The organism is Salisediminibacterium halotolerans (assembly GCF_003814815.1).
GTDB lineage: Bacteria > Bacillota > Bacilli > Bacillales > Salisediminibacteriaceae > Salisediminibacterium > Salisediminibacterium halotolerans.
The window spans coordinates 523,023-549,417 of record NZ_RKQQ01000002.1 but is presented as its reverse complement, the minus strand read 5'-3'; the positions used below and the strand labels follow the sequence as shown (position 1 = coordinate 549,417).

Annotated in this window: 21 protein-coding genes; 3 read left to right on the top strand and 18 right to left on the bottom strand. The window is 45.4% G+C overall.

What is annotated here, in order from left to right:
• Positions 1–391 precede the first annotated feature (391 nt).
• The 8 genes from EDD67_RS05685 to EDD67_RS05650 all read right to left on the bottom strand — a co-directional run bounded on the left by EDD67_RS05685 (position 392) and on the right by EDD67_RS05650 (position 11,231).
• Entirely contained in the window at positions 392–1,117 is a 726-nt protein-coding gene (locus EDD67_RS05685; protein WP_121438764.1) for an HAD family hydrolase, read from the bottom strand.
• 26 nt (positions 1,118–1,143) lie between these two features.
• Positions 1,144–2,637 (bottom strand): phytoene desaturase family protein, encoded by a 1,494-nt coding sequence (locus EDD67_RS05680; RefSeq protein WP_121438765.1) that lies wholly within the window; start codon positions 2,635–2,637, stop codon positions 1,144–1,146.
• A 98-nt stretch (positions 2,638–2,735) separates the two neighbouring features.
• Entirely contained in the window at positions 2,736–4,004 is a 1,269-nt protein-coding gene (odhB, locus tag EDD67_RS05675) for a 2-oxoglutarate dehydrogenase complex dihydrolipoyllysine-residue succinyltransferase (protein ID WP_121438766.1), read from the bottom strand.
• A 22-nt stretch (positions 4,005–4,026) separates the two neighbouring features.
• Positions 4,027–6,855, bottom strand: a complete 2,829-nt coding sequence (locus tag EDD67_RS05670) for a 2-oxoglutarate dehydrogenase E1 component (RefSeq protein WP_121438767.1) — start codon at positions 6,853–6,855, stop codon at positions 4,027–4,029.
• 217 nt (positions 6,856–7,072) lie between these two features.
• On the bottom strand, positions 7,073–8,233 hold the full coding sequence (locus tag EDD67_RS05665) for an aminotransferase A (protein WP_177169772.1): 1,161 nt from the start codon (positions 8,231–8,233) through the stop codon (positions 7,073–7,075).
• A 48-nt stretch (positions 8,234–8,281) separates the two neighbouring features.
• Positions 8,282–8,803, bottom strand: coding sequence for a hypothetical protein (locus tag EDD67_RS05660; protein WP_121438768.1), 522 nt, complete (start codon positions 8,801–8,803; stop codon positions 8,282–8,284).
• 30 nt (positions 8,804–8,833) lie between these two features.
• Positions 8,834–9,991: an alpha/beta hydrolase gene (locus tag EDD67_RS05655; protein WP_242005910.1), complete on the bottom strand. Its 1,158-nt coding sequence runs from the start codon at positions 9,989–9,991 to the stop codon at positions 8,834–8,836.
• Positions 9,992–10,091: 100 nt separating this feature from the next.
• On the bottom strand, positions 10,092–11,231 hold the full coding sequence (locus tag EDD67_RS05650; protein WP_121438769.1) for a D-alanyl-D-alanine carboxypeptidase family protein: 1,140 nt from the start codon (positions 11,229–11,231) through the stop codon (positions 10,092–10,094).
• A gap of 164 nt (positions 11,232–11,395) precedes the next feature.
• Here EDD67_RS05650 and EDD67_RS05645 point away from each other — a divergent pair, with 164 nt between their 5' ends.
• Positions 11,396–13,081 carry an ABC-ATPase domain-containing protein gene (locus tag EDD67_RS05645; RefSeq protein WP_121438770.1) on the top strand — a complete coding sequence of 562 codons (1,686 nt, stop codon included), beginning with the start codon at positions 11,396–11,398 and terminating at the stop codon, positions 13,079–13,081.
• Between the two features lie 47 nt (positions 13,082–13,128).
• Here the strand turns inward: EDD67_RS05645 and msrB are convergent, their stop codons facing one another.
• From msrB to EDD67_RS05630, 3 genes are all read right to left on the bottom strand, one after another.
• Positions 13,129–13,515: a peptide-methionine (R)-S-oxide reductase MsrB gene (msrB, locus tag EDD67_RS05640; RefSeq protein WP_186805969.1), complete on the bottom strand. Its 387-nt coding sequence runs from the start codon at positions 13,513–13,515 to the stop codon at positions 13,129–13,131.
• Positions 13,516–13,546: 31 nt separating this feature from the next.
• Entirely contained in the window at positions 13,547–14,089 is a 543-nt protein-coding gene (msrA, locus tag EDD67_RS05635) for a peptide-methionine (S)-S-oxide reductase MsrA (protein ID WP_121438772.1), read from the bottom strand.
• Positions 14,090–14,178: 89 nt separating this feature from the next.
• Positions 14,179–15,045, bottom strand: coding sequence for a fructosamine kinase family protein (locus EDD67_RS05630; protein WP_242005911.1), 867 nt, complete (start codon positions 15,043–15,045; stop codon positions 14,179–14,181).
• Positions 15,046–15,129: 84 nt separating this feature from the next.
• On the opposite strand from EDD67_RS05630, the gene EDD67_RS13860 reads away from it, so the two are divergent.
• Positions 15,130–15,297 (top strand): hypothetical protein, encoded by a 168-nt coding sequence (locus tag EDD67_RS13860; RefSeq protein WP_154718733.1) that lies wholly within the window; start codon positions 15,130–15,132, stop codon positions 15,295–15,297.
• Between the two features lie 2 nt (positions 15,298–15,299).
• Here the strand turns inward: EDD67_RS13860 and EDD67_RS05625 are convergent, their stop codons facing one another.
• Complete coding sequence (locus tag EDD67_RS05625; protein ID WP_121438773.1) at positions 15,300–16,244, bottom strand: dipeptidase; 945 nt, start codon at positions 16,242–16,244, stop codon at positions 15,300–15,302.
• A gap of 23 nt (positions 16,245–16,267) precedes the next feature.
• Entirely contained in the window at positions 16,268–17,656 is a 1,389-nt protein-coding gene (gene fumC, locus EDD67_RS05620; RefSeq protein WP_121438774.1) for a class II fumarate hydratase, read from the bottom strand.
• A gap of 378 nt (positions 17,657–18,034) precedes the next feature.
• On the opposite strand from fumC, the gene acsA reads away from it, so the two are divergent.
• Complete coding sequence (gene acsA / locus EDD67_RS05615) at positions 18,035–19,753, top strand: acetate--CoA ligase (protein ID WP_242005912.1); 1,719 nt, start codon at positions 18,035–18,037, stop codon at positions 19,751–19,753.
• Positions 19,754–19,806: 53 nt separating this feature from the next.
• Here acsA and EDD67_RS05610 read toward each other — a convergent pair whose 3' ends face one another.
• From EDD67_RS05610 to EDD67_RS05590, 5 genes are all read right to left on the bottom strand, one after another.
• The gene (locus EDD67_RS05610; RefSeq protein WP_121438776.1) at positions 19,807–21,225 is read right to left on the bottom strand and encodes an aldehyde dehydrogenase family protein; all 1,419 of its coding nucleotides are present in this window, start codon (positions 21,223–21,225) and stop codon (positions 19,807–19,809) included.
• 92 nt (positions 21,226–21,317) lie between these two features.
• Entirely contained in the window at positions 21,318–23,618 is a 2,301-nt protein-coding gene (locus EDD67_RS05605; protein ID WP_121438777.1) for a glycoside hydrolase family 65 protein, read from the bottom strand.
• A 58-nt stretch (positions 23,619–23,676) separates the two neighbouring features.
• Positions 23,677–24,330, bottom strand: a complete 654-nt coding sequence (gene pgmB / locus EDD67_RS05600; protein WP_093074750.1) for a beta-phosphoglucomutase — start codon at positions 24,328–24,330, stop codon at positions 23,677–23,679.
• Between the two features lie 83 nt (positions 24,331–24,413).
• Positions 24,414–24,956, bottom strand: coding sequence for a DUF420 domain-containing protein (locus EDD67_RS05595; protein WP_093074747.1), 543 nt, complete (start codon positions 24,954–24,956; stop codon positions 24,414–24,416).
• A gap of 112 nt (positions 24,957–25,068) precedes the next feature.
• Entirely contained in the window at positions 25,069–26,334 is a 1,266-nt protein-coding gene (locus EDD67_RS05590; RefSeq protein WP_121438778.1) for an L-lactate MFS transporter, read from the bottom strand.
• Positions 26,335–26,395: the final 61 nt, after the last annotated feature.

Sequence of the window (26,395 nt, the reverse complement as noted above, 5' to 3'; positions counted from 1 at the left end):
GAGACGAAGATCCGGATTCGGCGGTCTCGGGCCGCCGAATACTAGCTGAGTCCTTGCCCGGGGCAAGCGGAGGGTAGTGGATTCATGGCTGACATAAAAATATAGTTTGTCTACAGTCTGAGGCCGGTACTTTTATGTACCGGCCCTTTTCGTTGTGATCGCTTAATCGTTAAAATAAATAAGTGATTAAAATGTAGAGACCTGCCAGGCCCCATAGCCACATGCCCGGTCAAACAGGCGGAACGAAACGCTTTTTGTTTGAGCCGGATGATGGTTGTTTAACACTTCATTGTCCTTCTGTTTGGCAAGACTTGTTTTGCTGATTCATTGTATTCCCTCCTGTAACGCCCATTATACCCATTGAGGTATTCAGGTGCAAGCGAATGCTTATTCAGCAATCTGAAAAAATTCCCTCTTTATCCCGGAGTTTTTCATATAATTCGCGCAGTGTACCGCGGTCATCAGCATAGTATCCGCCCTCACCGCGATCAATCTCATGACCGGTGACAAAAAAGGTTTTCATTCCCGCTGTGGAAGCTGCCAGATCTTCTTGGGCATCGTTGCCCGCCATGATGCACTCAACGGGGGCAAGATTAAGCGAGGAACTGACATCTTGATAATATTCAACATGCGGTTTTGTAAAATAACTGTTCTCGTAATATGTTATAAAATCAAAAGGTATGTCATCAATCCCCGCCCATGCCATTCGATGTTCGATTGCTCGTTTAGGAAAAAGCGGGTTTGTCGCAACGGCAATTTTATAACCTTGGTTTTTCGCTTCAAGCACGAGATCACGCGCCGAACGATCGGGTTTTGTGAGATACGAAAGTTTCGGAAATTCTTCTTCATAATACGCGTTTAAAGCCGGCCAAACCGTTTCTTTTTCCACTCCCGCAGCCGGAATAAATGTATCAATAAATACATCTTCATTCTTTTTTCGAGGATTTTTATTTTCAATCATCGCGTTTGTCCCCGCCCAAAGCGATTTAACAAAAACATCGGGATGAATGTACTTTGCCATACTTTTTGCGAGACTTTTCACATAAGTTTCCGCAAACTTCTCAGTATCCATCGGCAAAAGCGTGCCGTCCAAATCAAATAAAATTGCTTTGTTCATCTTCATAACGTCTCCTTTGCACGAGATTATAATATTTTTTTTCCGCTGATTGAACGGGCAACGTGAACACCTGAACTTGCAGCCCCGATCGTGCCTGCTCCCGGGTAAACCGTGTCTCCGCAAAGCCAGAGGCCGCTGCCGATCTCCCTGTGGCTGACTGCATTCCAAAGGGCATTTTCTCTCGTTTGCGGCAACCCGCCTACTGTTCCTGATTTTCTTAACACAAACCGTTCCCAAGCAACCGGCCCGCCGCTTTCGAAATGAACGGCTGCCTGATTGAATCCTGGGAATAACGTCTCCAGTTCTCTTTTTACCGCGGCAATAAATTTTGCCTTTTTATCGTCATAAGCGTATTGACTTTGCCAATTCTCAATTCGGATATGGCTGGAGACAGTAATTGTACGAAACCCCTCGGGTGCACGTTTCAAATCTTTATGTGCAGAAAGTGAAACAAAGAAGTGGTTTCCCTCTTCAGCAGGCTGTGCAGGATCGACAAGAACCTGGTAAAAAAGAGCCGAGTCCGGCGGGATGACGTTTTCTTTGACAGCCGCGTACATCGTCGCTGCCCCCCATTGCTTCTCAGGAACAGAATGGCGGATAAATTTTTTCGACAGCTTGTCACGGTGCGCAGACGGCAATAAATCAGCCGCATTATTTATACCGGTATTGAAAACGACGTTGTCTGCTTCCCAGTGTCGTCCCCGATGATCTTTAACGCTCCAGCGACGTTCTTTTCCGCGGGCAACCGCAACAACACGGCTTGGTTTTTTCACCGTCCCCCCGTTTATTTTAATGCTTTCTACGAGCTCTTCAGCCAAACGGTAAAGACCCCCTTCTACGTAATAAGCACCTTCGTGATACACGTTGAGCGCCGTCGCTCCTAAAAGCAAATGAACGTGTTCGTAAGTGGTTTGCATACTGTCTAAGAGCGTGCCGTTAATAAAATGGATGAATGAATCTGTATCAGCCAAACCGTGTTTATCGACCAATGTTTTCATCGTTTTATTAATATAAGGCGCAAGTTTCAGCGAACGGATGTTAAAACCGTTAAACAATGCCTGCCATTCATAAGCCGCACGCGGAAAAAGGACAGCATAATGACTCATGTATTTTCTAAGCGCCGATGCTATTTGCCATGCTTCATCAAAAAAAGCAGCAATACGCTGGAAAGTTTCCGGTTCCTTTTCGGCCCACATCGCTAAAAACTGTTCCCGGTTTGTAAAATAAGGAAAATCTTCGCCGCCGATCCGAACAGTCATTGCCTGTTTTAACGAGATAACCGAGAGATCTGCGCCTAAGTAATTTAATACACGCCGATGAATGCCGTTATCTTCAAAGCCGATCCCGAGTGTTGCGCCGACAGGAAAACGAAATTTTCCGCGCTGAAATTTCCCGGCACATCCTCCCCACTCGGCAGCAGCCTCTAATAACGTAACCTGGACTCCTTCTGTTTGCAGTAAAGCACCGGCATGTAATCCGGCCATTCCTGAACCAATAATTATCGTTTGATTTGTTGGCAACGTTGTCCACTTCCTTTTTTAATGAACCTGTAATCATCTGCATCCGGCCAATCCGTGCAAAAAGTGCACTTGCGTTAACGGCAAGTGCACTGAAGTCGCTATCCTTCCAATAATAAAGCTTCTGGGTTTTCGATCAGTTCTTTTACTTTCACTAAGAATCCGACAGCATCCTTCCCGTCAATAATCCGGTGATCGTACGATAAAGCAATATACATCATCGGACGGTTTTCAAAATTTTCATTGTCAATCGCAACTGGACGCATTTGTGTTTTATGCATGCCTAATATTCCGACCTGCGGGGCATTTAAAATCGGTGTGGACCATAGAGAACCGAATACTCCGCCGTTTGTAATTGTAAAGGAACCGCCCTGCAACTCTTCGATCGCTAATTTTTTATCATGTGCTTTTTGCGCCAAGCGGTTGACTTCATTCTCAATCCCCGCAAAATCAAGGCGATCTGCATCACGAACAACCGGTACGACAAGGCCGTCTTCTGTTGAAACAGCGATACTGACATCGTAGTATTTCTTCAAGATAATTTCATCTCCGTCAATCTCCGCATTGACATAAGGGTATTTTTTCAATGCGCCGACGACAGCCTTAGTAAAGAAAGACATAAAGCCGAGTTTTACGCCGTGATCTTCTTGGAATTTTTCTTTCCAGCGATTTCTTAAAGCCATTAAATTTGTCATATCAACTTCATTAAACGTCGTCAGCATGGCAGCTGTTTGCTGGGCATCAACGAGCCGATTCGCAATCGTTTTCCGCCGCCGCGACATACGAATGCGCTCAACCGGTTTAGCCGGATCGTCTCTGTCTTCTTCTTCCTCAGCTGCCGGCTTTTTCGCCGTCGCTTTCGCTGCACGCTCATCGATATCCTCTTTACGGATACGGCCTAACGGATCACGCGGTTCAATCTCGCTTAGAGCAATGCCTTTTTCCCGCGCATATTTACGTGCTGCCGGTGAAGCAACGCTTCGGTCCGCGGGGCTGTCTTTATCAGCTTGAGAGACAGGTGTTTCTTCTTGCTCAGGTGCTTTTTCAACTGATTGAGCTGGAGCATCTGCCGGTTCTTTATCGCGAGCTGCTTCTGTTTCACTGTCAGCGGCTTCTGGTCCGCTGCTTTCTTGAGCCGTTTCATCGAGCGAAGCAATGACATCGCCGACTTTTACTGTATCTCCCGGATGAAAGTGTTGCGTTTTTAAGACGCCGGATGATTCTGCCGGAACTTCCACATTCACTTTATCGGTTTCCAGCTCAACGAGGTCTTCCCCTTTTTCAACATAATCACCCGGCTGTTTCAACCATTCTGCGACGGTTCCTTCTGTAACGGATTCTGCCAATTCTGGTACTTTAATATCGATCATGTTTGACTTGCTCCCTTCGTCTTTATTCGTTTATCGCTTCACGCAGAATGCGGGCCTGATCTTTTTTATGGACTTTCGGATCACCTTCAGCGGGACTTGAACGGCGCCTGCGTCCGATAAACCTTAGCGGACGTTCTCCGGCAAGCCCTTCTAAATACGGGTAAATATAATTCCACGGCCCCATATTTTGCGGTTCTTCCTGGAGCCAGACAATTTCCGAAACATTTGGATACCGCTCCAAGATCGACTGGAGCTGTTTTTCTGGAAAAGGATACAGTTCTTCGATTTTAACGAGCTGGAGCCATTCCTTGTTTTCAGGCTGTTCAGAAATCTCAGCGTCCAATTCGACACCGATTTTTCCGGATAAAAGAACGAGGCGCTTAACCTTTTCCGGTTCTTTCCCGAGTTCAGCATTCGTCAAAACCGGTTCAAACGTGCCTTCAGCCAACTCGTTTGCTGAAGAGGCGACTTGTTCATTTCGCAGCAAACTCTTTGGAGCCATTACAACGAGCGGGCGCACCTCATCTGTGTTTAACGATTTTGCCTGTCTTCTGAGCAAATGAAAGTATTGGCTTGCTTTAGTTAAATTAGCGACGTGCCAATTGTTTTCGGCAGCCAGTGTTAAAAATCTTTCCAGCCGTGCACTTGAATGCTCCGGTCCTTGGCCTTCGTAACCGTGAGGCAACAGCAGCACCAACCCGGATTTTTGCCCCCATTTAGCTCGCCCGCTTGATATAAATTGATCAAGAATGACTTGTGCGCCATTGGCAAAATCTCCGTATTGGGCTTCCCATATCGTTAATGTTTCAGGCGCCTGTACGTTGTACCCATATTCAAAACCGAGACAGGCTGCTTCTGACAGCGGACTGTTATGAATCGCAAACGAGGCTTTGCCTGATTGAATCCCGTGTAAAGGTGAATATTTTTTATTCGTTTCATAATCATGAAGCACAAGATGCCTTTGTGAAAAAGTTCCGCGTTCGGAATCCTGTCCTGTTAATCGAATCGGTATCCCGTCAGAAAGAATGGTGGCAAACGCTAATGTTTCCGCCAAGCCCCAATCGATTGATCCATGTTCATCCAATGCATCTATTCGGCGGTTAAGGATTTTTTCTAATTTCGGGAAAATATAAAAACTATTCGGGAAATCCAGAAGCTCTTTGTTGATCTGTTTTAATTTGTTCAGCTCAACGGATGTTTCAATCCCTTCCAGACGGCTTTGAACCGGCTCAGGTGGAGCCATTTTTTCATCGATATAGTCACGTTTGCGTGATTTAATTTTTTCAAACTGACGGTCTAATTTGGCCAACAGCTCGGATCGCATTGTTTCAATACGTTCTTCTGTGATGATGCCTTTTTTCAGCAGTTTATCCGCGTACAGCTGAAAGACAGTCGGATGGTTCTGGACAATTTGATACATCGTCGGCTGCGTCGCCAGCGGTTCGTCCATTTCATTGTGACCGTAACGGCGATAACCGATCACATCGATGACGATATCTTTCGAAAACTTTTTGCGGTACAAATAGGCTAAATGTATCGCTCCGAGACAGGCCTCCGGATCATCAGCATTCACGTGAATAATCGGGATTTCATATCCTTTTGCTAAATCGCTGGCATAATTTGTCGACCTCGAGTCGTCACTGACTGTTGTAAAGCCGATCATGTTATTTGCGATGACGTGAATCGAACCGCCCGTCCGATATCCTTTGAGCTGACTCAGATTGAGCGTCTCAGCTACAACCCCTTGTCCCGGGAACGCTGCATCCCCGTGAATTAAAATCGGGACAGCTTTTTCATCTGACTGTTCCGGGTAGCCAAGCGACTCTCTGTCATCTTGTGAAGCGCGGGTGAGCCCTTCAACCACCGGGTTCACAAACTCTAAATGACTCGGATTATTCGCTAATGTAATTGTCGCATCGGTATGACTTTCTTTTATCTCTCGGTCAGCACCGAGGTGATATTTTACATCACCAGTCCAGCCGTAGTTTATGCCGACAGATCCTTCGGAAGGAACTAATTCTTTATTTGGCGCATCGTGAAATTCAGAAAAAATCAGTTCGTACGGTTTGCCGAGAACATGAGCGAGCACGTTCAGCCGGCCGCGGTGGGCCATGCCGATAAATAAATTTTCCGCTCCGTCTTCAACAGATTCACGGACAAGTTCATCAAGCATCGGGACAATGGCATCCAACCCTTCAATCGAAAAACGTTTTTGACCTTTAAAGGTTTTATGGATAAAATGTTCGAAACCTTCCGCCCGGTTTAATCGTTCAAGAATATCCGTTTGAATAGATTCTGTGATTTCTGGCATATATGCGCCGGATTCTACTTGTTGAAAAAGCCATTTCCTTTCTTCGATATCGTGGACTTGATTAAATTCAAATGCGAGCCGCTGGGTATATGTTCGCTTTAAATGATTGATCGCTTCCAGCCCGTCTTTAAGCCCGTCATGATAATAAGGGGAAAGTTCTTTCGGAGGAATCCTTCTGAGCTGATCTTCTGACAGCCGGAATTTTTCCAGTGTAAACAGATCATCTTGCTGTTGATCCATTTGAAACGGGGTAATATCAGCGAGCAAGTGTCCGTTGCGCCGGATTGATTCAGCCAATCTGAGCGCATTCATAGCTGATTCTACTGAAGTCAAAAGTGTTTCATCCGCCGGCGCAGATGCACTTTGCGGCTGGGATGCGCCGTCTTCATAATGACCCCAGCGGTCAAAAAATTCTTGCAGTTCCGGTTCTACGCTCTCCCGGTTTTCCGCAAAGAGCTCGTATTGTTCGAGCATGTAACCGAGGTTTGGACCGTGAAATTGCGACCATCCTTTAGATAATTTCAACTGCTTTTTAGCCATGTCTAGTTACCTCCATTGCCTTCTTTGCATTATCGATATGTTTTTTACTACTTATGTAGTGTAAAGCGCTTCCATGTGTATTTTATCACTATAGCTTACATTCTTAAAGAGAAGGTTTTTATAGCAGCGCAAAAAATCTTTCTGTGCATCACATTCCCGTGCATCAAAAAATCAATCATCTTTTTCAACATTCATCAAATAAGCACTGAACACAGCGCTATGTATCCAGTGCTTGCCAAAATCTTTCTAACCTGTTCATTGCCTCGACAAGTTCGTCCATGTGGTAAGCGTAGGACAAGCGGATGAATCCTTCACCGTATGACGAGAATGCATCGCCGGGCACGACAGCGAGTTCTTCTTCTTCTAAAAGCTTGACGGCAAAATCGTAAGAGGTCATTTCAGCTTTGCTGATATCCGGAAAAACATAAAAGGCTCCGTCAGGACGCACAGCTGGAATCCCGATTTCCTCAAGCCGCTTCAATACAAAATCGCGCCGTTTTTTATACTCTGTTTTCATCACCACCGGATCTTCACGGCCGTTTTTCAGCGCTTCTACCCCGGCCGACTGGGTAATTGAACTTGCACAGCTGACATTGTATTGGTGAACTTTCAAAATATGACCAGCCAGTTCGCGAGGCGCAAACAAAAAGCCTAACCGCCAGCCTGTCATTGAGTGCGATTTGCTTAACCCGTTAATTACAATCGTTTTTTCCCGCATACCCGGATGCGACGCAATCGACTGATGGGTTTGGCCGTAATTCAATTCTGAATAGATTTCATCGGCAACGACAAAAATCGGCTTATCAGTCAAGAAGCGCGCGAGGGCAGACTGCTGATCGTCTGTTAAGACGACTCCGGTCGGATTTGATGGATAAGGCAAAATAACAGCTTTTGTTGCATCAGTCATCTTTTGTTCAACCAGCTCCGGACTAAGTACAAAATCGTTGCCGCTCGTGTCAATTAAAACCGGCACCGCGCCGCACATCCGGATGATCGGCTCATAAGCCGGATAAACCGGCGCAGGAATAATCACTTCATCAAGCGGATTCAATATCGATCTGAGGGCAACGTCAAGGGCTTGTGATGCTCCGACGGTTGTAATGATTTCATCCTCTGCGTCGTATTCAAGCCCGTACCGCTCAAAAACAAATCGTGATGCTTCAGACCGCAATTCAAGTGTACCGGCGTTAGGCGTATACCTCGTCTCATTTTGTTCGATCGCCCTTACCGCTGCTTCTTTCACATGATCCGGTGTTGGAAAATCCGGCTGTCCCAATGTCAATTGAACAGCTTGCGGATATGCGGAAACACGGTTAAAAAATTGACGTATACCAGAAATTTGTAAATTAACTGCTTGTTGATTCATATATTTGCTCATATTTTCCGACATTATTGATACTCCTTTGCTAGTGAATCGATCAGTCTGTTAATTCCCAGGTGTAAAAAGGGCTAACCCTCCGGCCATCACGATCAAATGAATGAAATAAAGCAGGAGCGCTCCAGCAGCGACGCGCCATAAATGACGTTTCAACTGAAAATTCACACCGAGCGTTCTTTTAATAGGGGAAAGTGAAAAAAACACAATTACTGTTACAAAGAAAAAAATATAAATCGCTTCTACAGCTATTTGGTCGGCGGCAATTTCCCGGCTCAGCCCGGCCGGCTGGATCATCCAGACGTTAACGGCAAGACTGATGATTTTCGCGAAAATAAATTGCAAAAAAAGGGTGATTAGAAGCCACCAGCTCCAAGATTTTAACAGCAAAAGACCTGCACCAATAATATACAGTATAAAGAATAACGCATCAGAAATAAACAGCAGAACAAGACGGTCCGCCGCTCCCCAATAAATGGACAAATAAATAAAATATCCGAAATAGACGGTTGGAAATAAGATAAATAAAACGCCGGCGGCCTTAAGCAGCCACGGATAGGTAGATTGCGGCAATGGAACCATCCTTTCCTGGAAAAATCCCCATTATTCACTGAACAAATCGGTGCTGCTTCGGCCGAGAAGATAAGCTGCTATTGCAAAGGCTTCGGTTTGTTCCCGTACACGGTTCATTCCTTGCGGAGGCTGGCGCACTTGTAAATGGTAACCTTCTTTTAATTGTAATTGTCCGCTGTTGGCCCGGTTTAAAAACGATGAAAGTTCTTGCATGCCGGCTCGCCCGCTTTGCATGACTTCGTAAAAGGAAATAAAGCCGTGCATGACCCCTCGGTATCGCGTCGTTTGCACTGAATTTTCATAATCTGCCAGTCTTTTGGCATATGCTTCGCCCTCGTCTCGCAACGGATCAAATTCAGCCGTAATAACAAGCGCCGGCGGTAAATCGTATAATTCATCCGCGTTTAACGGAGATGTATAGGGGCTTGACCACATTGATTCATTCGGCGTATAAACGTCTCTCGCCCGGTACATGACGGAACGGGAAAGAAGAAAATATCCGCTGTCATAAGTTTCTCTTGATTCAAAAGTCATATCTAAAAAAGTTGTTAACGGATACAGCAAGGCTTGAGCTTGAATAGGAGGTCCATCACGGTCCCGTGACATCAATGCCATGATGGCAGCGATATTCCCCCCGGCGCTGTCTCCGGCAACTGAAAGCCGGTTTGAATCACCATTAAAACTTTCTGCATGATCATAGGCCCAATTTAACGCTGCGTAACTGTCTTCAACAGCAACAGGGTATTCATAATCAGGGGCTAACCGATAACTTGGCGCCAAAACGATGCTGTTCGTTCTTGAAGCTATTGAGCGGATAATATTGTCATGCGTATCGACATTTCCATACCCTTCCATAAATGCTCCGCCGTGGTAATACATGATAATCGGATACGGCCCCTCTCCTTGAGGGCGGTACATGCGCATCGGAATTTGCGCCTCTCCCTGAACAGGGACATAGATTTCTTCACGAAGCAGCGAAGGTCCGCTGCTTGAGCCTCCAGTAACAATGCGCGGCGGGGTGATATTTGTATCGAGCGGAACGAGATCATTATTTATCGCATGTAACACGACGGCTGTTTTCGCAGGAAGACGCCCTTCTTCGGTTGTTTGCCAAATAAAAATTGCGGCAGCAACAGCTATAATAAATATACCGGTCACTAAGGAGCCGACAAAAATAATTTGACGCATAAATGTTTTCATCCTTTTCACGGTCACAGCCCCCCGAGATACTTCTGTTACTTTTATTTTACCACGAAAAAAAAGATTGCGTTAAGCAATCCTTGATCGTCTAAAAACCGTAATAACCGGTGGCCACAAACCGATCTAATAGTGTTTTGATAAATCCTGACTCGCTTTGCGCCGATTCATCCGGAGACGGGCGGTTAAGCGAAGAAACGGTGTTGATCGGGGTATAAGACTTCAGCGGATAGCTGGTAATATGACCCTGTTCTTCGCCGTATACGAGCAATTCGCTATCTGAATTAATTTCCCAATCAAGATCTTCATTTTCTTTTTTTGCCACGACAAGCTCATCCGGGTCTTCGTAGCCTAAAATCGGCTGCTCGTCTGAAAAGTCAAGTACTGAAATGTCAAACATGTTATAACCGTATCGGAACAAATTTTTCGTATCTTCTTGAGCGATATCACCCGATGGCGCATTCAGGGTGACAGTAAGCAGCTCCCGATTATCATGCTCGGCAAATGTTGCCAGCGTTGCTCCGGATTTTCGCGTATAACCGTTTTTAACTCCTTTGATTTCATCATACTCCCTTACGAGATCATGATGATTGAACAAGTTCGTGTCCCACTCTTCACTTTCCCATTCAACCATTTCTGTCTCAGCAAGTTCACGAAAGGCATCATTTTCCATCGCATACTCACTGATTTTTGCCATATCTGCTGCTGTCGTATAATGATCTTCATCATAAAGCCCATGCGGATTTGTCATATGTGTATTTTCAACACCGACGTCTTCTTCTAAGTAACGGTTCATTTTGTCAGCGAATTGTTCCACTGAACCCGAGATATGCTCTGCTAATGCAATCGCTGTATCGTTGCCGGATGCAATCATAAGGCCTTCAATGAGCTGCCCCGCAGACATTTCTTCATCCTCAAGCAAATACACGCGGGAACCGTTGATGTTCGCAGCTTTATGACTGACTTCAACCGTTTCGTCGCTATCTGTATGTTCGATTGCCGCCAATGCGGTAACAATTTTTGTGATGCTCGCCGGATACATCTTTTCATCACTGTTATGTTCATGCAAGACTTGTTCAGCGTTGATATCATAAAGGATATGCGCTTCACTGTCTATATTCGGGATGCTCTCATCTTGATTTTTTTCTGCTTCGAATCCAGATAGAAGCGGACTGACAAACAAGATGCTTAAAGAGCCCCAAATGGAAAACTTAGGTACTAGTTCTTTCATCCCTTCTCCCTCCCGCCAGTATTGTACACTGTTTATATTTTAACCCGCAAGGGAAACCGGTTTACAATCTGGTTACAAAGCATGCGCTGAAAATTGACAAGACACCTGCCGCTTGGCACAATCTATAGGCAGAATGATTGGAAGAAAAGGAGGAGCTGAATTCAATGCAGCAATTAGCTGATATGTTAAACAAAATGGACGGAAAATCGTATAAATCGCTGAAATCGATTCAGGGGCACTACGACAACGAACTTCTCCGTCTCTCGGTTGATTATGTGCAAGGGGACCCGTTTGCCGCGCCTTCAAAATTGCGCGTTTTTATCCCGTTACACCGGACCGATTTTCATCTTGAACAATTTCAATCTCCTGAACGGCGCCGGGCATTTAAGCATTTTTTTGCCAAAACGTTTCATCAGGTGACGCATAAAACGGATAATCCGGTCAGCGGCACAGGAAAGAGCGGGATGATTTATATCGATGCGCCTGGTCAGGAAGTCCTTGACCGCACAGCAGTCAACATCAGTTCGGCAGGGATTGAATTTCGGCTGTCTTGCGGATTGCCGGCAAAAGGACGTTCTGTGCTCGGGAAAGGAGCAGCAAAGCTGTTAACGGAAATCATCCCTGATGTTGCAAAAAAAACAATCGTGACTTACAGCCGGGAAGCATTAAAACAAGCCTTGCTGCTAGCTGATGATCAAACGTTTATCCGCCGCGAAATAAAGGACCGATCGCTGATTTCATTTATCGCCGACGGTGCAGTTTTGCCGCGAGAAAGCGGCATCAGCAACAAACCTTTGCCCGAAAAAAACGTTGTGCCTTTTAAAAGTCCGGACAGTTACCGCACAACTCTGCAGCTGCCTTCCGGAAAGACGCTCAGCGGCATGGGCATCCCTAAAGGCATTTCACTCGTAATCGGCGGCGGATATCACGGAAAAAGCACATTGCTTCACGCGATTGAGCGGGGAGTTTATAATCATGAACCTGGCGACGGCCGTGAATTTGTTTTAAGTGACGAGTCGGCAGTAAAGATTCGTTCCGAAGACGGCAGAAGCGTCACAGATGTTAATATCTCTCCGTTTATAAACGACTTGCCCTTCGGTAAAGATACACTGGCCTTCTCTTCAGAGGATGCAAGCGGCAGCACTTCGCAAGCGGCAAATATTGTTGAGGCGATTGAAATGCGGACCCGCATGCTGTTAATTGACGAAGATACGAGTGCAACAAACTTTATGATCAGAGATGCCCGGATGCAAAAACTTGTCAAAAAAGACAAAGAGCCGATCACACCGTTTATCGACCGCGTTCGCGGCTTGTATGACACGCACGGCATATCCACTGTTCTTGTTTTAGGCGGTTCCGGTGATTATTTTGAAGCGGCTGATCATGTCATTATGATGGATGAATACGAGCCGGAAGATAAAACCGCGGAAGCAAAAGCGCTCACCAAACAATTTGCGACACAGCGTGTCTTTGAAGCGGACGGCGCCTTTACTGTTACCGAGCCGCGCGCCTTTTCAAAACAGCGAATAAAGAAATGGTTCGATCAAAAAGAAAAAGTTGAATCGAAAGGCCGGCAGTCGATCCGGATCGGCAAAACGAATATCTCTCTTTCGCATGTTGAACAGCTTGTTGATCCGAGTCAAACAGAGGCGATCGCCCGTATGATCAAACTTCTTGCTAAAAACAACAACACCCCGAAGACAATGATCAACGCGATTGATGACCTTTATGAACAAGTTGAAGAAAACGGACTGGACAGCCTCGGTGTATTCACAAATCAACACCCTGGCGACTTAGCTCTGCCGCGCAAATATGAACTGGCTGCTGCATTAAACCGGCTTCGCCCGTAATGAAAAAACACCTCAAGGCGTTCTTGAGGTGTTTTTTATTTATGACGTTAGATTTTTTCAAGCCATTTACCGTAGCCTTCTTGTTCCATCTCTTCTTTCGGAATAAATCGAATCGCCGCTGAATTAATACAATATCTAAGGCCTGTCGGTTTAGGTCCGTCCGGAAACACATGACCTAAGTGGGAATCGGCTTGTTTACTGCGAACTTCTGTCCTTCGCATTCCCATTGTCCGATCCGTTTTCTCCGTAACCGCATCGTCCGAAATTGTCCGCATAAAACTCGGCCAGCCGCAATCAGAATGAAATTTGTCTTTCGAGCTGAACAGCGCTTCGCCGGAGACGATATCAACATACAACCCGTCCTCAAAAAAGTCCCAAAGCGGATTTTCAAACGGCGGCTCGGTTCCGTCTTCTTGCGTTACTTTGTATTGCATCGGCGTCAAAATATTCTTCAGTTCTTTTTTGTTATTCACTGTTACCCCCCCAATAACGTTCAATAAAATCTTTTCGGCCGCTTCCTTTTTGATACATTTTATAATGAAACGGATTTTTTTTGTAATAGTCTTGATGATAAGTCTCCGCCGGATAAAAGACGGACGCCTCTCTGATTGGCGTTACAATCGGCTTGGAAAACTTGCCGCTTTCTTCAAGTTCATGCTTTGATTTTTCCGCCGCTTGGCGCTGGTCGTCATCATGGACAAAAATTGCTGTTGTATAAGATTCACCGCGGTCATGAAATTGACCGCCGGGGTCTGTCGGATCGATCTGCTGCCAAAAAAGCGTCAGCAGTTTTTCATACGGAAAAATCTCAGGATCATAGGTGATTTCAACAGCTTCCAAATGACCGGTGGTTTCTGAACAGACTTCTTTGTACGTCGGATTTTTCGTGTGTCCGCCAGTGTATCCTGAGACGACTTCATGTATGCCCGGCTGTTCATCAAACGGTTTGACCATACACCAAAAACAGCCGCCGGCAAAAGTAGCTTTTTTCAATTGTTTTTCCGACATTTGATCCACCTCTTTTACATGTTAACTTTTTACTGTTGTCATGATTATAACACAGCTAAAAGATTGGAAAGAAATAAACAGCTTGCATGTCAGCCGATATAGTGCTTTAGAATACGATCGACGCTTTTCCCGTACACTTCGCCGAACATATTTAAATGAACGAGCAAATAAAACAGCTGGTAAAGCGGTTCCCTTTCTTTCCAGTTGTATGCGAGCGGGAAATCAGCTTGATACGCGCTGTAAAATTCGGCAGAAAATCCGCCGAAAAGTTTTGAAAAAGCGATATCAAGTTCTCTGTCGCCGTATAAAACGGACGGATCAATAAAATACGGCTGTCCGCCGGGGCCGGCGAGCCAATTTCCGCCCCATAAATCACCATGCAAAAGCGACGGGTGCGGTTCAGCCGGAATCCAGCGGTCCATTTGCTCGCGAAGTTTCGTTAACCTTTCCGCTCGTTTAACCGGAAGGAGCCCCCGGTGTTTTGCAAGTTCTGCTTGCTTGCCGATCCTTCTGTCGCGGTAATACTCGAGCCAGGAAGAAAAAGCGCCGTTCGGCTGCGGCAGTTCGCCGATATACGTGTCAGACGTATAGCCGTAATAACTCGCCCCTGTTCGATGCAGTTTGGCGGTCTCATAACCAAGATCAGCCTGTCGCGCCGGTGTCTTATCTGTCTCTATCCATTCCAAAAGCAAACCGGCATACCCGGATGAATCCGAACGATACAGCCCGAGCGGTTTTGGCGCGTGTACACCGGCTTGATTGATTAATGCGTCTAAGCCTTGTTTTTCTGCTTCGAAAAAAGCTTCCGGCGCTTTTTTCTTCAACTTCAGAAAATAGCTGCACTCAGATGTATTTAACCGGTAGGCTTCGTTAATATCTCCGCCTCCTAACCGTTCATACGTTTCGAATTCTTCATCAATACCTATTTGCGCAAGCGCTTCTTCGATTATACGCATGATATCTCCTCCTTTTTGCTCGTCACAACGCGGGCGATTTGTTATACTGTCGGCGAAAAAGTATTTTGGAAAGGACGAATGATCATGACTCAAAAAATCTGTCCGGATTGCGGCGGCACACTTGTTTTGGATGCTTGGGAACAAGTTCACACGGAAATGAACGGCACGTACGAAATCGAGTCGAAACTGATCCGCAAATGTCTATTAAAATGCGGATATTACGAAGATGCTGAAGACGGAGAATCAAATTAACTTTACTGTTTCTCCGTTTTTTTGTGCGGTAAAAGCGAGCGGACATTAGCATCGGCAAATTTCGCAATTTTTTCATCGCTGTATCGTTTACGCAAGCCTTCAACCAGCTTTGGAAAACATCCCGGGTGTTCAAGTCCGAAAACATGCGATGAAATCCCGTCAAAATCAGAACCGAATGCGATATGATCTTCGCCTCCGCGCGCATAAATGTGATCGATATGCGCGATGACATCGTTTATTTCTGCCGCACGATTTTCTTCCGTTACAAACGGCGGGTTGAATACAATCCCGATCCATCCGCCTTTTTTTATCAGCGCATCAATCTGAAAATCATCGAGGTTGCGGCGGTGTCCGCAGACAGCGTAAGCATTCGAATGGGTCGCAACCGGGTAATCCGCCAGCTCTATTACATCCCAAAAAGCTTGATACGACAAATGGGAAACGTCCGTCAATACACGGTTTGCATTGTTAAGCTTTACGGCTTCTTTGCCGAGCCCCGTTAACCCGCCGCCCCGCGCCTCGCCTATTCCATCAGCGCAAAAATTGGCCTCGTTCCACGTTAACCCGACAGACATCACACCGAGCCGAAACAGCGTGCGCAGTTTCATTAAATCATTGCCGAAAGCTTCTGCTCCTTCAAGCGTTAAAACAGCGCCGATTTCATCATCTTTCAACGCGTCGATTTGCTCCCATGCGGTAATATGGACGATTCGTTCGTCAGCTTTGACGATTTTTTCATGAAACAAGTCTGCTTGTTCAAGCGCATATTGAAACATCATATCGGACGGCCAGTCCGGTTCGAGAAAGATCGCAAAAAATTGGACACGGACGTTTCCGGAAAAAAGACGCTGGAGCGTGACATCCAGCGCCTGATCGGCGTGAAACGAGCGTGACCGATCGTCTTGCAATTTCATTAACACATCGCAATGTAAATCAATCACGTTCATAAAGTACCTCTCCTGTCAAAATGTTATTCGGTCGGGCGGACCATCTTTTCTAAATCAACGTACTCGTCAAATTGTTCTTCGGTTAAATAACCGAGTTCAACAGCGGTTTCTTTCAGTGTTGAGTTGTTTTGAAAAGCTGTTTTAGCAATGTCGGCAGCTTTTTCATAGCCGATATACGGATTTAACGCCGTCACAAGCATGAGCGAATTTTTTACATGCTTTGCAATAATCTCTTCGTTCACTTCGATGCCGACCGCGCAATTATCGTTAAAGGAGTTCATCGCATCGCCGAGAAGACGGGTGGACTGCAAGAAATTGTATGCAATGACCGGCTTGAACACGTTTAATTCAAAATTGCCTTGACTCGCCGCAAAACCTACGGCTGCATCATTGCCCATAACTTGCGCGGCTACCATCGTTAATGCTTCGGATTGTGTCGGATTCACTTTGCCCGGCATAATCGAACTTCCCGGTTCGTTTGCCGGGATTGTTATTTCGCCGATTCCAGAGCGCGGACCGCTCGCAAGCCAGCGAACATCATTGGCAATTTTCATTAAGTCTGCAGCTAATGCTTTCATCGCTCCGTGAACATAGACCGTGTCATCATGACTTGTTAACGCATGGTATTTATTTTCCGAAGAATAAAATTCAATTCCTGTTATGCGGGAAATTTCTTCACAGCAAATTTGACCAAACGACGGATGAGCGTTAATCCCGGTGCCGACCGCAGTCCCGCCAATCGCCAGCTGGCGCAGCTGTTCGCTTGATTGTTCAATCATCTGCTCCGACTTTTTCAGCATGTGTTCCCATCCGCTGATTTCTTGCCCCAGTGTAATCGGCGTGGCATCTTGCAAGTGCGTGCGGCCGATTTTAATGACATCTTCGAAAGCCTCGGATTTGGCTCCGATGACATCCTTTAAACGTTTCAGCGCCGGGAGCAAGAGGTTTTGTACTTCTTTGAAAGAAGCAATATGCATCGCAGTCGGATACGTATCATTGGAGCTTTGCGAACGGTTAACGTCATCGTTCGGATGAATTCTTGTGTCCATTCCTTCAGCTTCAAAATGCTGATTGGCTCGGTGAGCGACGACCTCGTTCATATTCATATTTGATTGCGTTCCGCTTCCGGTTTGCCAGACAACTAACGGGAAATGTTCGTATGTATCGCCTTCCCGAATTTCTTGACAAACCCGCTGGATCATCGCGCCTTTTACTTCATCCAGATTATTTAACCGGACGTTAGCTGCTGCGGCTGCTTCTTTTAAAATCGCAAAAGCTTCAACAATTTCTTGCGGCATTTTTTCCGTGCCGATTTCAAAATTTTGCAGACTGCGCTGCGTTTGCGCCCCCCACCATTTTTCTTCCGGAACTTGAATGTTCCCGAGCGTATCTTTTTCTGTTCTAAAACCCATCTGATAACCTCCTAAGAAAAATTGTGCAACCCTTTACAATATTACCGTATGAACGGTAACAAAGGAAGGGCATATCCGGCGATAGCTTCGTTGATGACATAGATTATTAAGAGAATTAACCCGACAGTTATCGCCAGCTTGAAAATAACCCCGACAAATCTGAGCAAAACGAGCCCGATCGCGATAAATATTAATACAGCGAGAATACTTTCCACGTGACTTCATTCCTTTCCAAAACGATTAACTACACTGTATTTAAGTTCCCGTATACGATCTATTAAAAACCTCACACAAGTGTTTGAAATTTCCGAATTTTGCGTATATCATGAAAGCAAGGTTTAAATCACAGCAATATTAGAAACTATGGAGGTGTTGTACGTGTCAGAAATTTTACAACCGCAGCAATCCGATGCCCAGCTGAAAAATTACGATCAATTGAAGGAAACATTTCATTGGGATGATATTCACAGTGTGTTTTCTTGGTACGAAACAGGTAATGTTAACATGGCTTATGAATGTATCGACCGGCATGTTGATGACGGGCGCGGAGATCACCCCGCTTTGCGTTATGCAGATTCGTCCCGCGAGGAGACTTACACATTTGCCGATTTGAAAGGAGCAACCAATCAAGCTGCTCATATGTTTCGACGGCTCGAGGTAGCCAAAGGCGATCGTGTCTTTATTTTTATGCCCCGATCACCCGAACTGTATATTTCACTGTTAGGAGCGATTAAAGCCGGTGCTGTCGCCGGACCGCTTTTTGAAGCATTTATGAACGAAGCTGTTCGCAGCCGTTTGGAAGACAGTGAAGCTTCAACAATTGTAACAACGCCGGAACTGCTCGAGCGAATTCCGTATACCGATCTCCCGCACTTGAACAAAATTATTTTAGTCGGTGATCAAGTTCCGCAAGATGGACCTTTTTATTCGTATTTTAACGAAATGAAAGCGTCTCCAACGACTGGTGACGCAATTGAATGGGTCTCTTTGGAGGACGGCATGATTTTGCATTATACGTCCGGTTCAACCGGCAAACCAAAAGGTGTCTACCATGTCCATCATGCGATGATTCAACATTATCAAACCGCGAAATGGGTGCTTGACTTGGACGAAGACGATGTTTTTTGGTGTACCGCTGACCCCGGCTGGGTTACCGGCACATCTTACGGCATTTTCGGACCGTGGCTAAACGGCGTTACCAACATTGTCCGCGGCGGAAGATTTTCTCCGGACGATTGGTATCATACGATCGAAAAACAGCATGTAACCGTTTGGTATTCCGCCCCGACAGCTTTTCGCATGCTGATGGCAGCTCCTAAAGAAATTATCGAAAAATACGATCTCAGTTCGCTCCGGCATATTTTAAGCGTCGGTGAACCGTTAAATCCCGAAGTTGTCCGCTGGGGCTGGGAGGTATTCGGATTGCGCATTCACGACACGTGGTGGATGACCGAAACGGGAGCGATGCTTATTTGCAATTATCCCAGCGAGCCGATTAAACCGGGGTCGATGGGCAAACCGATTCCAGGCGTGCACGCTGCGATCATCGACGACCAGGGAAAGGAATTGCCTCCGAATGAGATGGGCAATCTTGCTGTACAAACCGGCTGGCCGGCACAAATGCGGAAAATTTGGAAGAACGAAACGAAGTTCAACGAATATTTCTCCATTCCCGGCTGGTATATTTCCGGCGACACCGCATTTCGGGATGAAGACGGGTACTTTTGGTTCCAAGGACGCAACGATGACGTGATCGTCACCGCCGGCGAGCGGGTCGGTCCGTTTGAAATTGAAAGCAAGCTTGTAGAACATCCGTCCGTTGCTGAAGCCGGCGTAATTGGGAAACCGGATGAAATGCGCGGCCACATCATCAAAGCATTTATTGCGGTGCGCGATGGCTACGAACATTCTGATGAATTAAAAGAGGAGATCCGCTCATATATTAAAAATGAGCTTTCAGCGCATTCCGTTCCGCGTGAAATTGAATTTAAAGAAACCTTGCCGAAAACGCGGAGCGGAAAAATTATGCGCCGGGTGCTTAAAGCTTGGGAGCTTGATGAGCCGGCCGGCGACTTATCGACAATGGACGACAACTGATCGTTCGCAAATTTACGTAAGGAAGATTCTTTCATGGAATCTTCCTTATTGTTTTATGCCTGAATCGATATTAATTTTCGTTCGGTCATTTCATCGATCGCATATTTCACCCCTTCACGTCCGTTGCCGCTGTCTTTCACTCCGCCGTAAGGTATATGATCAAGCCGGAACGAAGGTATTTCGTTAATTAACACGGATCCGGATTCGATCGACCTTGCTGCTTGCAAAGCTTCGTCAAGCCGGTTTGTAAAGACACCGGTCTGCAAACCATACTTCGAATCATTTACGAGGCTGACAGCCTCTTCCCACGTTTCAAATGTTTCAATGACAGCCACCGGTCCAAACACTTCTTCACAGCGGACATTCATACTCCTTTCGGTTTCTCTCAACAGTGTCAGCTGCAGGATACCGTCTTCAACTTCACCGCCTGTGATCAGTTTCGCCCCCTCTTTTACCGCTTGGTCAATCCATGCTTTAACCCGGTTTGTTTCTTGCGGGCTGATCAATTTGGAGAAATCAGCCGCTTCATCCAAAGGCGATCCGGGCGTGTAAGTTTCAACATTTTTTTTCATCGCCCGCTGCAGTTCGCGGGACTTCGATTTATGGACAAATATACGCTGAACGGAGATGCATAATTGACCTTGGTAAGCAAACGCTCCTGCTGTCAGTTTTTCCGCTGCCTGTTCGATATCGGCATCTTCGCCGATCACTGCTGCCGCATTTGAACCGAGTTCAAGCGTAACATTTTTCAACCCGGCTCTTGAACGGATATCGAGCCCGGTCTGTTTACTCCCGGTGAATGTAATCATGTTAACGCGTTCATCTTCCACCATTTTTCTTCCGACGATTTTTCCGTCTCCTGTAATGACGTTTAATATCCCTTCCGGCGCCCCGGCTTTGCTGAATAATTCAGCAATAAAAAATGCCGATAACGGCGTCTGTTCAGCCGGTTTTAAAACAACACAGTTGCCGGAAGCAATCGCAGGTCCGACTTTATGCGCAACGAGATTCATCGGAAAATTAAACGGCGTAATCGCGCCGACCGTGCCGACCGGTTCTCTTAATACAAACCCCGTTTTGTCTTCACCGCCGGGAGCGGCATCCATATTTATAAATTCCGTCGGCATTCTGCGCGCTTCTTCAGAGGAAAATCGGTAGGTCATAATTGTTCGGGCAACTTCTTTTCGCGCCGTTTTAATCGGCTTCGCTGCTTCCAAAGCGATCAGACGTGCACATGTTTCGCGATTTTCTTCAATCAAATTTGCGACCTTCAGCAATATGTCGGCCCGTTCATGAGCCGGTATGGAAGCGGCTGTTTTTTCCGCTTGGCACGCCGCATCGACAGCAGCCGCTGTTTCTTCCTCATCGGCATCAGGCACATCAGCGATCCACTCACCGGAATAAGGCGAATAAAGCGGCTTTGAATGTTTCGGTTCTTGCCAGTTTCCCGCCAAAAACAAAGAATATTTCATAACTTCCCCTCCAAACTAGTTAGTCTTCATTCATCGTACTAAAAAAAGCAGGTTCAGAACAGGTTTCACCTGCCTGAACACTGCTTTTATAATCAGTGATCTAACGAAACGGATGATTTTCCCTCGATCCTGAACTGTTCGCCGTGAATCACAGCATCGACCGCGACATCAGATTCATTTGTAACATCAATGTGTTTTTGATCGATTTGAACACGAAGTCGCGCATGACGAAAAACAATTTTAAACGAATACGATGTCCAGTTTCCGGGAATGAACGGATTAAGAATCAGCTGATCGTTTTTGATTTTCATGCCGCCGAAACCTTCCACGACTGACATCCAAGTACCGGCCATACTCGTAATATGACAACCGTCTTCCGTATCGTTATTATAATTATCCAAGTCAAGCCGCGCTGTCCGCAAGTACATTTCGTACGCTTTCTCTTTATAACCGAGCTCACAAGCTAAAATCGCATGGACACACGGGGAAAGCGACGATTCATGGACGGTCATCGGCTCGTAAAAATCAAAGTTTCGCTTTTTCGTATCCATGTCAAATTCATTATTTAAGAAGTATAACCCTTGCAATACATCCGCTTGCTTTATAAAACAGGAACGGAGAATTCGATCCCATGACCAGTTTTGGTTAATCGGCAGATGACGGTCATCCAGCTCCGCAACAGGCATCAGTTCTTTATCCAAAAACAAATCCTGCTGCAAAAATACGCCGCGCTGTTCATCGTACGGATAATACATACGGTGAATAATGTCAGCCCATTTAGAGGTTTCTTCTTCTTTAATAGCCAGTTTAGCAACCCATTTTTTATAAAGGTCCGGATCAGAATCTTTTAAATAATCGAGAACATTCAAGGTATATTCCAATGTCCACGCTGCAATGCGATTTGTATACCAGTTGTTGTGTACGTTGTTTTCATATTCATTCGGCCCTGTAACACCGATCATAACGTACCCTTTATGTTCGACGTAATGAACCCTGTCTTCCCAAAATCTTGAAATTTCAGTTAAAACTTCGATCCCGTATTCCCCGAGATACGATTTGTCTCCCGTATAATTGACATAGTTGTATATCGCATACGCGATGGCGCCGTTACGATGAATCTCTTCAAACGTGATTTCCCACTCATTGTGTGATTCTTCGCCGTTCATCGTTACCATCGGATAAAGAGCGCCCTTGGAAAACCCGAGTTTTGCTGCGTTTTCTTTTGCCTTTTCCAAATGATTATACCGGTAAATCAGTAAATTTCGCGGGATTCTCTGTTCGGAAGTCGCTAAGTAAAATGGCAAGCAATAGGCTTCAGTGTCCCAATACGTGCTGCCGCCGTATTTTTCACCTGTAAAGCCTTTCGGACCGATATTTAACCGCTCATCTTCGCCTGTGTACGTTTGATTGAGCTGAAAAATATTAAAACGGATCCCTTGCTGCGCAGAAACATCGCCTTCGATGACAATATCGCTGTCAAGCCACTTCTTCTCCCACTGCTGAGATTGTTCGGTTTTTAACTGTGTGAATCCTTTTTGAACAGCTTGATCCAATGAAAGTGCCGCGGCTTTTTCCAACTCGGAAATGTCATGGTCCCTGTTTGTTACATTAGCCGCATATTTATATACCGTCATCGGCGTGTTTTCATTCAGCTCAAGTTCAAACGTTACATCGGAATACTTCTCTGTTTCGTTGTTCACAACCGAACCGGTCTGGCGCTCGTCCCCTTGATAAATGTGGGTTTCTTGCATCGCACAGTAGTAAAAATCAAGTTTTTTGGTTTTTACGGTCACTGAAGTTCGCTCATCCTCAGCACTTACGTGAACTGGATCCCAAAACTTTTCGTCATAGTTTGCATCTTCATTTTTAATATCACCGTCAAGATAAGAACAGACTTGCACCGTTGCGGAAAAATTCACCGGCGTCAGCTTGTATTCAATCGCGCCGATTTCCTTGTTGACGATACTGACAAATCTTGTTGCTTCAACTTCGACCACTTTCCCCGCAGAAAGTTCCGCTGTGAATTTCCGCGTTAAATAGCCTTCTTTCATGTTCAGTTCCCGGTAAAATGATTTCACATCTGCTTTATTTAAATCCAATTCTTCGCCGTCAATCTTAAAGGACAGACCGATCCAGTTTGTAGCATTTAACACTTTTGCAAAATATTCAGGATAACCGTTTTTCCACCAGCCGACCCGGGTTTTGTCCGGATAATAGACACCGGCCATATAACTGCCTTGTAAACTTTCTCCTGAATAAGTCTCTTCAAAATTGGCCCGCTGCCCCATATGACCGTTCCCGATACTGAAAATGCTTTCTGAAATTTGATGATAGTTTTTGTCAAAAGAGTCTTCGATAATCGACCAAGGATGTTCTTTCAAATAAGGTTTCATCGTATCCCTCCTCAAAATTTTGCACAATTTGCGCAACCGTTTGCATTATAAAAAATTTTTATATGACTTTTTTCAAGCGATCGAGTGTTACTTCTTCGAGCGAGCTTACGTAATCATCTGCCCCGGACAATACAGCGGCATCACCGACTGCAACCGCATACATGCCGGCGTTTTTGGCAGCTTCGATACCGGACTGTGCATCCTCGAACACCACACAATGCGACGGGTCGATGTTTAATCGTCGCGCTCCTGTCAAGAAGACTTCCGGATCCGGTTTAGCCTTATTAATAACATTTCCATCAACAACAGTGTCAAATGCATCTTTAAGACCGATGCGCTCCAAAATAATCGGTGTGTTTTTGCTGGCAGAACCTATCGCGATTGGGATACCCGCTTCTTTCAGCTCGGCTAAAAAAGCTTTAATCCCGGGAAGTATTTCATTTTCAGTCATTTGCGAAATTGCTTCAACATATTCGCTGTTTTTTTGTGCAGCTAATTCAAGTTTCTCCTGTTCAGTTTTGCTTATTCCGCCGATCTCAAGCAAAATATTTAGTGAATCCATCCTGCTTACACCTTTAAGACGTTCATTATCTTTTTCTGTAAATGAAAAACCTAATTGATCTGCCAGACGCTGCCACGCTTGAAAATGATGTACTGCTGTGTCGACAATAACGCCGTCGAGATCAAAGATAACGCCTTGTATGTCTCCCATGCATTCAGTCCCCCTCCTCTAATGATCTATCATTTATTTTATCTCATTGCGCAACAAAAAGAAAGCGTTTTTACAAAGGAGAATTAAAATGCATAGTACGGTGAGATGAGCATATAAACGAGTACACCGGTGATGCTGACATACAACCAAATCGGCATTGTCCAGCGCGACCATCTTTTATGTTTTTCTCTGAAATCGTTAATACCTGTAAAAAAACTCGTTAACGCGAGCGGGACGATCACAGCTGCCAAAATGATGTGCGTGATTAAAATGAAATAGTAAACAGCTGCCCACATACCCGTTCCGCCATAAGACGTTGACTCTGCCATGAAATGAAATGTCACATAAGAAACAAGAAAAAGTGCGGTCGTGCTGAAGGCGGCGTATATAAACCGGCGATGGACAACAACGTTTTTCTGTAAAATCGCCGCTAAGGCGCCTAATAAAAAGAGAAAAGTAAAACTGTTAAGTACAGCGTTTAATAACGGCAGCTGAGTGATCCAAAACGGCAGTTCTCCTTGATAACCGGGTAAAAACGATAGCACCGTAATTAAAGCAATGATTAAAAACGTGATTATTACGATTGTTTTGCCGTAATGATGGTTGATCCGATACCATAAATTCATGATGCTGTGCTCCTCCCTATGTAATGAATGAATCCTCATTATACTGATTTGAATATAAAAAATAAAGAAAAGCCGATTAAAAAGAGCAGTCGGCTTTTCTTATTCATTCATCTCAGGCCATCTTTTCGATTCTTTCTTCTTCTTCAGCAACTTTCTCAATATCTTTAATATTTTTCATCAGTCTCAGCGAGATAATGAACGCCGCAGCAATAAGAACGGCAAACAAATAAAAGATCGCATCGTAGCTTCCAGTCATGCTTCGTACAACCGAAACAGTCATAGGACCGACAACCCCTGCCATCGACCAAGACGTCAACAGCAATCCGTGTATTGCTCCGAGTTGTTTCGTACCAAATAAATCGCCGATAAATGCCGGAAGCGATGCAAAGCCTCCGCCGTATATAGAAATAACTGCAAAAATTAAGATTTGGAAGAGTAAAATATTCGTAATTGTCGGTAAAATCATAAAGGCTGCTAATTGTATGCCGAAAAATATCGCAAACGTTCGGCCCCGTCCAATATAATCAGAGGCAGATGCCCAGACGATTCTTCCGCCGCCGTTAAATATTCCCATGATTCCGACCATACTGGCAGCAGCAATCGCCGACATGCCGACTTTTTCCTGTGCGAGCGGCGATGCGACGGAAATGATCATAATCCCGACGGAAATATTGATAAACATCATCGTCCAAAGCATCCAAAACCTTTTTGTTTTGACCGCTTCTTTTGAAGTCATTTGAGCCAAATCCCGTTTGATCTTCTTCTTTTCGGTTCCTTCGCTGTCTTTCATTGATTCCGGAAGCCAACCTTCCGGAGGTCGGGCGATGTACAGCGCGCCGGAAAACATCAAAACAAAAAAGATCGCTGCCAGCACATAAAAGGTTGCCGCTATGCCTAAAGAATTGATCAAACTGGCCGCTGCCGGGCTTGCTACCAGCGCTCCGGCCCCGAACCCTAATACAGCCATACCTGTCGCCAAACCGCGCCGGTCCGGAAACCATTTAACAAGTGTAGAAACTGGCGAAATATATCCCAGGCCAAGCCCCATGCCGCCGATCACACCGTAGCCAAGTAAAAATAACAGCAGTGAGTTAACTGACACCGCTAAACCTGAAATCACTAAACCGCTGGTAAATAAAACGGCTGCGGTCATCGCTGAGATCCGCGGGCCTTTTTTCTCTACGAACGGACCGAAAAATGCTGCCGAGATGCCGAGAAAGAAAATTGCGATTGTAAAAGCGAGAGAAACTTGTGTTTGTTCCCAACCTAACGTTTCATTCAATGGATTTTGAAATACACTGTAAGCATATGCAGAGCCAATAGACATATGAATAGCAATTGCCGAAAGTGCAATAAACCATCTGTTTTTAACGGCCATAATTTCCAACCACCTTCATTTTTTAATCTTATATTAAGTTTAGCTGAACATCCCGTTAAAA